The 11,863-nt window shown below is 67.5% G+C and carries 9 protein-coding genes and 1 pseudogene; 2 read left to right on the forward strand and 8 right to left on the reverse strand.

Annotated features, from left to right (window positions below):
• Together addB and H8A92_RS37125 are read right to left on the reverse strand one after the other, a co-directional pair.
• Window positions 1–1,924, reverse strand: a pseudogene (gene addB, locus H8A92_RS37120) (double-strand break repair protein AddB); the annotation flags it as partial.
• An 82-nt stretch (window positions 1,925–2,006) separates the two neighbouring features.
• Window positions 2,007–2,924: a LysR family transcriptional regulator gene (locus tag H8A92_RS37125; protein WP_229200220.1), complete on the reverse strand. Its 918-nt coding sequence runs from the start codon at window positions 2,922–2,924 to the stop codon at window positions 2,007–2,009.
• Window positions 2,925–2,999: 75 nt separating this feature from the next.
• Between H8A92_RS37125 and H8A92_RS37130 the strand changes: the two genes are divergently transcribed.
• Window positions 3,000–3,941: a hypothetical protein gene (locus tag H8A92_RS37130; protein WP_229200221.1), complete on the forward strand. Its 942-nt coding sequence runs from the start codon at window positions 3,000–3,002 to the stop codon at window positions 3,939–3,941.
• Window positions 3,938–4,951 (forward strand): DUF2891 domain-containing protein, encoded by a 1,014-nt coding sequence (locus H8A92_RS37135; RefSeq protein WP_229200222.1) that lies wholly within the window; start codon window positions 3,938–3,940, stop codon window positions 4,949–4,951. Before H8A92_RS37130 ends, H8A92_RS37135 begins: the two co-directional genes overlap by 4 nt.
• 12 nt (window positions 4,952–4,963) lie before the next feature.
• On the opposite strand, the gene H8A92_RS37140 is transcribed toward H8A92_RS37135, so the two are convergent.
• From H8A92_RS37140 to H8A92_RS37165, 6 genes are all read right to left on the reverse strand, one after another.
• A complete protein-coding gene (locus H8A92_RS37140; RefSeq protein ID WP_229200227.1) occupies window positions 4,964–5,686 on the reverse strand; it encodes a nucleotidyltransferase family protein in 723 nt (240 codons plus the stop codon).
• Window positions 5,687–5,814: 128 nt separating this feature from the next.
• A complete protein-coding gene (locus H8A92_RS37145; protein WP_163156892.1) occupies window positions 5,815–6,135 on the reverse strand; it encodes a PilZ domain-containing protein in 321 nt (106 codons plus the stop codon).
• A gap of 86 nt (window positions 6,136–6,221) precedes the next feature.
• On the reverse strand, window positions 6,222–7,745 hold the full coding sequence (gene tsaE / locus H8A92_RS37150) for a tRNA (adenosine(37)-N6)-threonylcarbamoyltransferase complex ATPase subunit type 1 TsaE (protein WP_229200223.1): 1,524 nt from the start codon (window positions 7,743–7,745) through the stop codon (window positions 6,222–6,224).
• Window positions 7,742–10,252, reverse strand: a complete 2,511-nt coding sequence (locus H8A92_RS37155) for a sensor histidine kinase (protein WP_229200225.1) — start codon at window positions 10,250–10,252, stop codon at window positions 7,742–7,744. Before H8A92_RS37155 ends, tsaE begins: the two co-directional genes overlap by 4 nt.
• Before the next feature lie 548 nt (window positions 10,253–10,800).
• Complete coding sequence (dut, locus tag H8A92_RS37160; protein ID WP_229200226.1) at window positions 10,801–11,259, reverse strand: dUTP diphosphatase; 459 nt, start codon at window positions 11,257–11,259, stop codon at window positions 10,801–10,803.
• On the reverse strand, window positions 11,256–11,863 hold a 608-nt coding region (locus tag H8A92_RS37165), incomplete at its 5' end, for a phosphopantothenoylcysteine decarboxylase domain-containing protein (protein WP_274613564.1). The genes H8A92_RS37165 and dut, both read right to left, overlap by 4 nt.

Below are 11,863 nucleotides of genomic sequence, written 5' to 3' on the forward strand. Positions count from 1 at the left end.
CCGCCGAGGATGATTCGATCGGATTCGGTGAGGCGCGCCTCGAGCTGGCCGTAGATGTTGAGCTGCGCGCGCGCCGATTCCGGCCGCCGCACCATGCGGTCGGCGAACGCGGTCTGAAACACTTCGGGATAATCTGACAGCGGCGTCATCAGCCCGCTCGGCTGCTGCTTGGCAAGCAGCTCGTCGAACGCGGACGCCAGCGACGCGCCGGCGCGTTCCTCGAACACGACGGCAACGCCGTTTGGGTCGGCCGACAGCGCGATCAGCACCTCGCGGTGGCGCGCGGCCAGCTCGGCGAAATCGTAGGGCTTTGACGACGCCATGCCTTCGAGGGGCGCCAGCGCCGCCTGCAGCCTGGCGATCAGGCCCTCGGCCTGGTTGAGCTCGTTGTCGCGCAGCCGGGCGCGCGGCTCCATCGTGTGCAGCGACGAGGTCTCGCCGCCATGCAGCTTGACCAGTTCGGCACGGAAGCGCGTGAAATCGCGCGCAAGGCCACCGGTCCCGGCTTGCGGCCGGGTGCCGCGCAGCAGCGCGATCTCCAGCACCTCGATCGCGCGCTTCAGCGCGCCGTGCGTACCTCCGAGCCGGAACAGCGGATGCTTGAGCAGCGCGAGCAGTGTCGGCGGCTCCAGCCCGTTGGCTGCGGCTTCCGCGGCGAGGCGGGCGAACACGCCGGCCGGCGTTTCGATCAGCGCATCGCCGCCGGAATCGTCGAATTCCAGATTCCAGCGGGTCAGCGACGCCATCACGCGGCGTGCCAGCGCGCGATCCGGCGTCACCAGCGCGGCCGATTTGCCGAGATGCCGCGCCTCGCGCATCGCGACCGCGATCGCGAGCGCCTCCATCTCCGGGTTGGGCGCCTCGACCACGGTGAGGTTGGTCATCCCGGCGGAAATCCGCGCCACGATCTCCGGCCGCTCCAGCCGGTCGTGCCATTGTGCCGTGGCTGTCGAGGGACGCATCGTTTCCGACACCAGCACCTCGCGGCCGAGCGGCGCCGGCCGAGCGAGGCTCTCGACATCGCGGCGCTTGATGCCGAAGCGATCGAGCAGCGCCTGCATCGCGAATTGCGGATGATTCGACGAGGGCGGCGTGGTGAAACGGCCGTCGTCGCCGCGCTCGCCGCCGATCGTGTCCCAGCTGTCCTCGTCCAGGTCGACGTCGAGCCCGGGCAGCACCACGGCGCCGTTCGGAAGCTTCGCCACCGCGTGGAGGAATTTCGCCGTCGCCGGCATCGAGCCGGTCGAACCGGCGGCGATCACCGGACCCGTGGGATGCGCGGTCAGTCGTGCCGCTTCGGCCTCGATCAGGAGATCGCGGCGCGCCGCGGGTTCGATCCGGCCGATCTCCTTGAGGTAGTTCGGCCAAGCGTCGCGCGCGATGCGCAGGAAGTCGAGCGAGTGCTGCCAGTATTTGTCGAGCTGGTCCGGCACCAGGCGGTCGAGCGCGCGCCAGTCGACGCCGCGCGTCACCATGTCATCCATCAGCCGCGCCAGGTCGCCGGCGAGCTGCAACGTCGAGGCCGGGCCGCCGACCACCAGCGGCGCCGACACCGGCGTTTTCGCCCAGGCCGCGACCAGATGCGCCAGCGTCAGACGCCGCTCCAGCTCGCCGAGCTTCGGCGGGATCTCCAGCGGCGCGGCGCCGCCGACATCGTCGCCCTGGTCTGCAAAGGCGAGCTCGTCCTCGTCGATCTCGCCGAGCGCGACGATGCGCGGCAGCACCGCGGCGTCGGAATCGAGCACGTCGAGGAAGATTTCGCGAGCAAGCCGCCCGCGCGCCGGGTGGGCAGATAGAGCGTGGCGTTGGCGAGCTTGGCGGGATCGTTGCGCGCCTCGAATCCCACGACCAGCCGGCCGTCGACCAGCGCCGCGATGACGGTGCGTAGGAACGGCGCAGAAACGGGAACACTGAAGACGCGCATGGGCTGCCTGATTCGATCAGGCGCCAATATAGGGAGCGGCGGCCGCCGTTAGCCACCCCTCACGCTCAACCGTGTCAGCTGATTATCGCAATCGGACGGCGCAGCGATCGACGGCATCCAGGAACCAGCGCAGCGCCGGATCTTCAGTCGCGCGGCTGAGATGGATCAGGTCGATCGCGAAGGCGGGGATGTCGATCGGCGGCGTGACCACCGCAACATCGGCAAGATGCGTGAAGCGGCGGGCGACGCGCTCGGCCATGGTGGCGACGAGATCGGTGCCTGTGACGGCGAAGGGAACGGCCACCACATGCGCAAGCGTCACGGCCACCCGTCGCTTCCTTCCGTGACGCGCCAGCAGCGCATCGATCACGCTCGGCAGCCCATCGCCGCCGGCCGCCGAGAACAGCGCGTGCGGCAGCGTCGCATAGTCTTCAAGGCTCAGATGGTCCGATTGATTTACGCGCGCGGCGTCGCGGATGCAGACGAAGCGTTCCTCGAACAGCCGGTGCCGGACCGAGCGCGGCGTCTCCGGCAGGTGGCCGCCGATCAGCGCATCGAGTTCGCCGCGCTCCATTTTCGCCAGCGCCGCAGTCGCGTCGGTCAACGGACGCACCGCGAGGTCGATGCCCGGGGCCTCCAGGCGCAACAGGCGGGTCAGTTCCGGCACCAGGACGAGATCGCCATAGTCGGTCACGGCAATGGCGATGCGCCGTCGCGCCGTCGACGGATCGAAGCCCTGATCGGGCGCCAGCGCGCCCCTGATCTGCCGCAAAGCCTCGCCGATCGGCCCGGCCAGTGCCAGCGCCTTTTCGGTCGGCTGCATGCCCGCGCCGGCGCGCAGGAACAGTTCGTCGGCACACAGCGCGCGCAACCGCCGCAGCGCGCTGCTCATCGACGGCTGGGCGAGCCCGATACGCTCGGCCGCGCGGGTGACGTGGCGCTCCTCCATCAGCGCTTCGAAGGCGACCAGCAGGTTGAGGTCGACGGCGGCTAAATTCATAGCAGCAATAGTGTATATATAAATAATCGATTTCAACAATGATTAGCCCCGGCCTATGCTTGCCGACGGGTGATGATGACGAAACCAAAAGGTCTGACGCGATTGGCGAGGCTGGTGCCGAGCGGGCCGACATTGCTGATCATCGGCGTGCTGGCCGGGCTGGCTATCCCTGCGCTGGCGGATGCCGTGCGCCCGCTGATGGCGGCGGCGATCTTCGTTCTGGTGCTCGGCACCTTTCTCCAGATCGACGGCGCGGCGTTCCGGCGCGCGTTGCGGCGGCCGCTGGTCTGGCTGCTGCTGCCCATGCTCGCGATGCTGGCTTGTCCGCTTGCGGTCGGCTTCGCAGCGCGCGGCGCCGGATTTCGCACCGAGCTCGTTGTCGCGCTGGTACTGTCGGCCTGCGCGCCGCCGTCGAGCGGCACGGCGGCGGTCGCACGCATGCTCGGCTTCGACGCCACCGTTCCGCTAGCCGTGACGCTGCTATCGATGGCGCTGGCGCCGGTCACCGTGCCGCTGATCGCAGCAGGATTTGCCGATCTCGCGCTCGATCCGCTGGCGCTCGCGACGCGACTCGCGCTGCTGGTCGGCGGCGCCGGCGCGCTGGCCTTGCTGCTGCGCCGTCAGGCCGCTGCACGATTGGTGCAGCATTCGCGCACCATCGATGCTCTCGTGCTCGCCTCGCTGTTGGTGTTTGCCATTGCCACCATGGCCGGGGTGCGTACGCAGATCGAGACGCAGCCGATCGCCGCGGCAACCTGCGTCGGCCTTGCCTTCGCCTGCAATCTTGGTTTGCAAGCGCTTGGCGCGCTGCTCACGCCGGGCCCGCTCGCCGAGCGGCTGACCACGGGGCTCATTCTCGGCAATCGCAATGTCGGACTGGTCTGGTCGGCGATGGGCGCGGCGGTGTCGCCGATGACGGCGCTGTTCTTCGCGGCCACCCAGTTTCCCATCTATATGACGCCGCGCCTGATCGAGATGCTGGTCCGGCGTGCGCGAAAGGAAGAAGCCTCACCATGAGCGAGACCATCCTGACCGAAGACCTCGCGGTTCGTTTCGCACGTATCGCGCTCGGCCATGTCACGCGCGAATACCCGAACAAGCCGGATCACGTGCTGGCCGGGCCGCAGGATGCGCGCACGCCGCGCGAGCTGCATCCGGTGTTCTTCGGCAGCTACGACTGGCACTCCTGCGTCCACAGCTACTGGATGCTCGCCCGGTTGCTGCGCCGATATCCGGCATCCGATGCGGCAGGCGATATCCGCGCGCTGTTCGACGCGCAGTTCGTTGCGGAGAAGATCGCGGCCGAATGCGCCTATCTCACGGCCCCGACGGCGCGCGGGTTCAAGCGGCCTTACGGCTGGGGGTGGCTGTTGAAGCTCGCGGCGGAGCTCGCGTTGCTCGAGGACGTCCGTTGGCGCGACCGTATCGCGCCGCTTGCCGAAATCTTCGCGCAGCGCTTTCGCGATTTCCTGCCGCTGGCCACCTATCCGGTGCGGGTCGGCACGCATTTCAACACCGCGTTCGGGCTTCGCATGGCCGCCGATTACGCGGCAGTGACTCAGGATGCGGCGTTCGGCGCGCTGTTGCGCGAGACCGCGCTGCGCTGGTACGGCGCCGACCAGGACTGCCCCGCCTGGGGCGAGCCGAGCGGCGACGATTTCCAGTCGTCCGCGCTGATCGAAGCGGAGTGCATGCGCCGGCTGCTGTCACCCAGCGACTTCCTGCCCTGGTTCGATCGCTTCCTGCCGCGGCTTGCGCAACATGAGCCCGCGACCTTGTTCCGGCCGGCTACGGTCACCGATCGCACGGACGGCAAGCTTGCGCATCTCGATGGACTCAATCTCAGCCGCGCATGGTGCTGGCGCGCGCTGGCACGCGCACTGCCGGAGGCCGATGCGCGCCGCCCGATCCTGCTGGAGGCCGCGCGCGGCCATCTCGACGCTGGCCTGCCGCATATCGCCGGCGACTATATGGGAGAGCATTGGCTTGCGAGCTTTGCGGTGCTCGCGATCGACGCCGAGGCCTGAGGGCGGCGACGTTTACGCGACGCTTTCGAGGAAGGCTTCTTCCGCGGCCTGGATCGCGTCGGGCGTCCCGACATGCATCCAGACGCCGTCGAGGCGCAGGCCGAACAGCCGTTCCTGCTCGTTGGCGCGATCGAACATCTTGGTCAGCGAGAATTCGCCGGCCGGGGCATCGGCGAACAGCGCGGGCGACATGATCGCAGCGCCGGCATAGACGAACGGCACCACCTGGTGCTCGCGTCGCTTGCGCAGGGCGCCATCCGGCAACATCGAGTAGTCGCCGCGGCCGCTGTAGCCGATGCTCGAAGCGGTCGGCGCCATCAGCAGCAGGATATCCATCCGCGCCGGATCGAAGGCTTCGGCCAGCCGCGCGAGGTTGGAGCGCACGCCGTCGATCCACATGGTATCGGCGTTGAGATGATAGAACGGCGCGTCGCCGAGCAGCGGCAGCGCCTTCACCACAGCGCCGCCGGTGCCGAGCACCTGGTCGCGTTCGTCGGAGATGATCACGCGCGGGCGGCTTCGGGTCTTGACGTGCTCGATGATCTGGTCGGGCAGATAATGCACGTTGACGACGGCTTCGGTGACGCCGGCGCCGGCGAGCTTGTCGAGCACATGGTCGAGCAACGGCTGACCGGCGACGCTGACCAGCGGCTTCGGCATCGTGTTGGTCAGCGGGCGCATGCGGATCCCGAGGCCCGCAGCGAGCACCATGGCTTTATGGGGAGTGACGGGCATTTTTCGGATATTCTCGGTCATCATCTCTCATGCGCCGATCATATCACGGCGATTCGGCAAGCACATCAATCAGACGCCATAGTCACGAGACATGACGGCCGTAAGACGGCATTAATGACGACGATGGCCTAGACGTCGGCTGCCTGCGCGCCGCGTTTGGCAGTTTTCTTCTTCTTGTCGCCTTGTTTGAGGAAGTTGACGCCGATCTGGTCGCCATTGACCCACGCCAGTTCGCAGCGGCGATAGGCCAATCCTGTGGACGACAGCAGCAGAAAGAACTCCTTCAGGTTCAGGCCCTCGACCGAGCCGTCGACGGAGAGCTTGGCGCCCGTCTCCGACACGTCTTCCATGGTGCAGTCGCGCCGCCAGGTGCCGTCAATGCCCATCATGTGCGCGGCTATGCCGCGCTCAAACGTGACACGATCGCCCTTGCGTCGTTCCGTCCCCATCGTGTGGCCCGCTCCCGATCCGGCCGCGCCATGGATGACATGCAGCCTCCGCGACCTTAGGGGAGCCAACGCTAACAACCCGTAAACTAAGGTACTGGAGGAGGGACGTTGGCTGTGTACCAGATGCGGAAGCTGGCCAGCGCCGGGTGCGCCAGCGACCGCTCGAGATAGGTCCAGATCCGCGGCTGGTGCTTGAGATATTGCGGCTTGCCGTCGCGGCGGTTGAGCCGCGCGAAGGTGCCGAGCAGGCGGGTGTTCCGCTGCGCCGACATAATCGCATAGAGCTCGGCGAAGCCGGCCGGATCGAAGCTCTCGTCGGTGGCGCGCCGCGCCTTGATGTAGCGGGTCAAGAGCGCCAGCTCGAGCTGCTCCGGCACGTCGATCCGCGCATCCTGCAGCAGCGACACCACGTCATAGGCTGCGGGGCCGAGCGTTGCGTCCTGGAAGTCGATGATGCCGACGCGCAGGATGCCAGTGCGCTCGGCAAGCCAGATGATGTTCGGCGAATGGAAGTCGCGGAGCACCCAGGTCTGCGGCGCCGCGGCGGGCTTCTCCAGCAGGCCGCGCCACATCCCGAGGAATTCGGCGCGCATCTCCTCGCTTACCTGCACGCCGCGATCGGGCAGGTACCATTCGAGCATCAGCCCGATCTCGATCAGCCAGGCGTCGATATCGAACACCGGGATGTCGTAGCTCACATCTGATGTCAGCGGCAGCGTGCCGGGCAGCGCCTCGCGATGCAGCGCCGCCAGCATGTCGACGGCGGCCTCATAGCGCTCGGCGATCGGATGCGGCGGATCGCCCTCGATCACGCCTTCGGCGCCGAGGTCCTCGGTGATCAGGAAGCCGGATTCGAGGTCGCTGTGCCGGATCGCAGGCGCGGAGAAGCCCTGCTTGCGCAGGCCGTTGCCGATCGCGACGAAAGGCCTGACGTCTTCGGCGAGATGCACCGCCGCGCTGTAAGGCCTGCCGTTGTAGATCGCCGGGCCGTCGGGGCGACGCGGCGAGTTCATCAGGATCACCGTGCCGTCGTCGTTGCGCAGCCGCGCATAGGAGCGGGTCGAGGCATCGCCCGGCATCCGTTCGCGGTGGGCGTTGAGGTAGCCCGCTCGATCGAGGAAGTGGCGCAGCGCGTTGAGCCGCGCGACCTTCGCCGCGGCGTTGCCATGGCCGGTGATCTCGGCCGCGCGTGCCGCCGAGCCGAGCGCCGGGCGGTGGCTGAACGCGATGTCGATGCGGTCGGCGGGCATCGCGCCGGGCGCACGTTCCGGCCATTCGATCAGCGCCACGATGTCATCGGGCAGCGGCGACAGCCCAATCTCCTCGAGCTCGCTGGCATCGTTGATGCGGTAGAGGTCGGCGTGGACGAGCGGAAACGACGGCAGCTCGTAGCTCTGCGCCAGCGTGAAGGTCGGGCTCGGCACTTCCAGCGCATCGTCGTCGGCGAGGTAGCGGATCAGCGCGCGGGCGGCCGCGGTCTTGCCGGCGCCGAGATCGCCCGACAGCGTGATGACGTCGCCGGCGCCGATCAGGAGTGCGAGGTCGGCCATCAGCTCCGACGTCGCGGTTTCGTTCGCGAGCGCCACCGAGAATGTCGAGGTCGCCGTCATTCCGCGGCGTTGCGGTGTGCGGTCTGGTCGATCGGGAAGTCGCAGGTCACGGTCGTGCCGCGGCCTACGGTCGAATCGACGCGCACCCGTCCGCCATGCAGTTCGACGAAGGAGCGGACCAGCGACAGGCCGAGCCCGGCGCCGCGATGCCGCGAGCCATGGGAATGGCTCTCGAACCAGTTGAACACCTTGTCGCGCATCTCGGCGGGAATGCCGGGGCCGGCATCGGTCACCGCGAATACCACGCTGTGCTCGGTGCGGTGCGCGCTGATCGTGACGGTGGCGTCATGCGGCGAGAAGCCGACGGCGTTGGCGAGCAGATTATAGAGGACCTGCACCACGCGCCGCTCGTCGCCGACGAAGGCGCCGATATTGGGCTCGATATCGACCTTGAGCGTGATCCGGTCGGTCGCGAGGCGATCCTGGATGCCTTCCGCAGCGGCGTCGATCGCCTGGCCGATATTGACCGGGCCGAGCTCCAGCTTCATCGCGCCGGCGTCGATGGTGGCGAGGTCGAGAATGTTGTTGGTCAGCGCCAGCAGCGCATTGGTCGATTTGGTGACGTAGTCGAGATATTCGGCCTGCTTCGGCGTCAGAGGCCCTGTCGAGGGATCGCTGAGGAAATGCGCGAAGCCGATGATGGTAGTGAGCGGCGCGCGCAGCTCGTAGGAGACGTGGTGGACGAAATCCACCTTCATCTGGTCGGCGGTTTCCAGCGCCTCGTTGCGCTCGCGCAGCGCCCGCTCGACGTTCTCGGTGTCCGAGATGTCCTGGAACGCCAGCAGGGTCTTGCCGTCGGGCAGCGGGATGGTCATGCAATTCAGCACGCTGCCGTCCTTGCGCTCGAGCTTGAGCGCGACCTGGGCGCGGTTCTCGATCGCGGTGATCTGCTCGCGCAGCGTCCGCCAGGTCAGGGCGTCGTCGAACAGCGGCCTGCACAATGCTTCCACCGCCTCGATGTGCGGCTCGCCCTGCAGCGCGTCGGCCGGCAGCTTCCACATCTTGGCGAACGGCGGGTTGAACAATTCGGCGCGGCCGTTGCTGCCGAACACCGCGACCGCTTCACTGAGATTGTCCAGGGTCTCGCGCTGCACCCGCGTCAGGCGGTCGTAGCGGCGCGCGAGGTCGAGGCTCTCGGTGACATTGTCGAACAGATAGGTGACGCCGCCTTCGAGGTTCGGCGTGGTGACGACGCTGATGGCGCGGCCGTCGGGCAGGAACCAGGTGTAGGTCTCGGCTTCGACCGCGCGATAGGCCTCGTGCAGCTTGGCCTTCCAGGCACGGAAATCCGGCTGCTCGGGCAGCTTGCGGTTGGCGCGCAGCCGGTCGAGCACGCTGGAATCGTCGGGATTGCTGTCGAGGAAGGCCTGGTCGAGGCCCCACAGCCGCCGATAGGATTCGTTGTAGAAGGTGAGCCGCCGGTCGGCATCGAACACCGCGACGCCCGAGGACAATTGGTCGAGGGTACGCCGGTGCGCTTCGATCATCCGCGCGATCGCCGCGCGCAGCGCCGCGGCCTCGCTGGCGTCGATCGCGATCCCGGCGCTGCCGCCGGAGAGCTTCAGCGCCTGCACGTCGTAGATCCGCCGCTCGCCGCTGACCACGATCGGCAGCCGCGCGGCATAATTGGCATTGTCGTTCAGCGCGCGGGTCAATTCGGTGCGCTGGTCGCTTTCGAGCAGTTCGAGATTGCGCTGGAGCGCGTCCGACACGCTCTTGCCCTCGGTGGCGCGGACATAGGCCGCGTTGGCATAGCGCAGATTGCCTTCGAGGCTCTTGGCCCAGATCGGCCATGGCGCGGCGGCCGCGAAATCGCGCAGCAGCTCGGTCTCTTCCTGCAGCGTCTTGTAGCGCAGGTTGGCCTCGGCAAGCTCGCGGCGCAGGCCGCCGAGCTCGCGGATCCGCACGATGGCCTGGCCACCGATCGCGCGGCCCATGGCCTCGATGGCGCGGCCGGCCGAGGTCGAGAGGTTCAGCAGGAATGCCTCGCCCTTCTCGCGCAGCGCGTCGACGGCGTGGTCCATCTGCAGCGCCGGCTCGGGCGGCAGCCAGGTTCCGAAGGCGAGGACGCGTTGCGGTGAACCTTCCTGCGACATCACCAGCGAGATGTCGCCGGAGATCTGCGGCCGGTTGTCACCGGCCGCCCAGGAGATCAGGACCTGCGGCTCGACGAACAGCAGCGCGCGCAGCCGGTCCGATTGCGCCTGCAGATCGGTGATCTCGGACTGCAGCTGCTCCTCGGCCCTCGTCGCCCGCAAGCGGGTGCGCATCAACAGGATGGCGGCGACGGCGGAGAAGCCGACCAGCGCGAACGACGTCGCGAGAACCGCGATCTCCTGGTGGTTGAAGCCGAGATGATCCGACAGCGCCTGGGCCACCAGGCTTTCGGCGGCAAACGAATTGCGGGCCGGCAGCAATGCGGTGATGGCGAGCCCAAGCATGCCGTCGCGCGCCAGTGAGGTGCATGACAGCAGGGTTCGACGCATTGCCGCGACTACGCCCGACATATGTTGCCCCAGAACGCACAAACCTTAAGGCATGATCCGGAAAAGAGGAGACCGGTGTTCCCTCACGGCAAACGTATGACGTTTGTCCGGGGATCATGCCCAAGCAGGACCCGACAGCCCGACGAAGACCCCCCGTCGCGCTCGAATCAATCCAGAATAATCCCAACGGGACTCGGCGAGTAAGAGTCCAGACCGTGAACGCAGAATCCGCTGTGAAAAAATGCGGCCGGCGATGTGGATTTTACGCGAATTGACTCCGTATTCGTGCGGAGGGCGCGCTCGAAGCGTGATCTGCCGGAGGTGTCCGCACACTTCTCCGGTTACGACGGCAGTGGGCTCCCTCGCCCCGTTCTTACGGGGAGAGGGTTGGGGTGAGGGGCTGTTTCAGCGAATGCGAGCTGCGTTGCGGGGGCTCCCCCTCACCCGGAACGCATCTAACGATGCGTCACAGCCGAAGCTCTGCTTCGGCGTTCTTGAGAACGGCCGCCGAAGGCGGCCTATGCTCTCCCCGCACGCGGGGCGAGCTGAAGTGGAGCCCGTTACTCTAACTAGCGCCCGGTCGAGCCGAAGCCGCCGCTGCCGCGATCGGTGGACGACAGTACCTCGACCGGAACCAGCTCGGCCCTTGTGACCGGCGCGATCACCATCTGCGCGATCCGCTCGCCGCGCCGGATCGAGAACGCCTCCTGGCCGTGATTGATCAGCAGCACGTTGATCTCGCCGCGATAGTCGGCATCGATCGTGCCGGGCGAGTTCAGCACGGTGATGCCGAATTTGGCGGCAAGGCCGGAACGCGGCCGCACCTGCGCCTCGTAGCCGGGCGGCAGCGCGATGGTCAGCCCGGTCGGAACCATCTCGTAGCGGCCCGGCAGCAGCAGCAACGGCGCCGACCGCGGCACCGCGGCCAGCAGGTCGAGGCCGGCGGCGCCATCGGTCTGATAGATCGGCAGCAGCAGATCTGCGCCATGCGGCAATTGGCGGACTTCAACCTTGATGGTGGCACTCACGATGCGGTTCCTACTTCTCGTGCGATCCGCGATACCAGCGCAGTCGCAACTTCTTCCTTGGTCATGACCGGCCAGGAGTCCACGGTGACGTCCTTGCCCTCGCGCGAGAGCAAATGAACGGTGTTGCGGTCGCCGCCCATTACGCCGGTCGCCGGCGAGACGTCGTTGGCGACGATCCAGTCGCAGCCCTTGCGCGCGAACTTCGCCTTGGCGTTCTCGATCAGATGCTCGGTTTCGGCGGCGAAGCCGATCACCAGCGGCGGCCGCTTCTCCTTCAGCTTGGAGATCGTCGCGAGGATGTCGGGGTTCTCGACCAGTTGCAGCGGCGGCATGCCGGCCGCGGTCTTCTTCAGCTTCTGGCTGCCTTCGGCGGCGACCCGCCAGTCGGCGACCGCGGCGGCAAAGATCGCGACGTCGACCGGCAGCGCGGCCTCGACCCGGTGCAGCATGTCGCGCGCGGACTCCACGCGCATGACGGAGATCCCCTGGGGATCGTCGAGATCGACCGGGCCGGTCACCAGCACGACCTCGGCGCCGGCGGCGCGCGCGGCGGCGGCAATGGCAAAGCCCTGCTTGCCGGACGAGCGGTTGGCGATGTAGCGGA

Origin of the sequence: Bradyrhizobium acaciae, from assembly GCF_020889785.1 — a bacterium.
GTDB classification, from domain to species: domain Bacteria; phylum Pseudomonadota; class Alphaproteobacteria; order Rhizobiales; family Xanthobacteraceae; genus Bradyrhizobium; species Bradyrhizobium acaciae.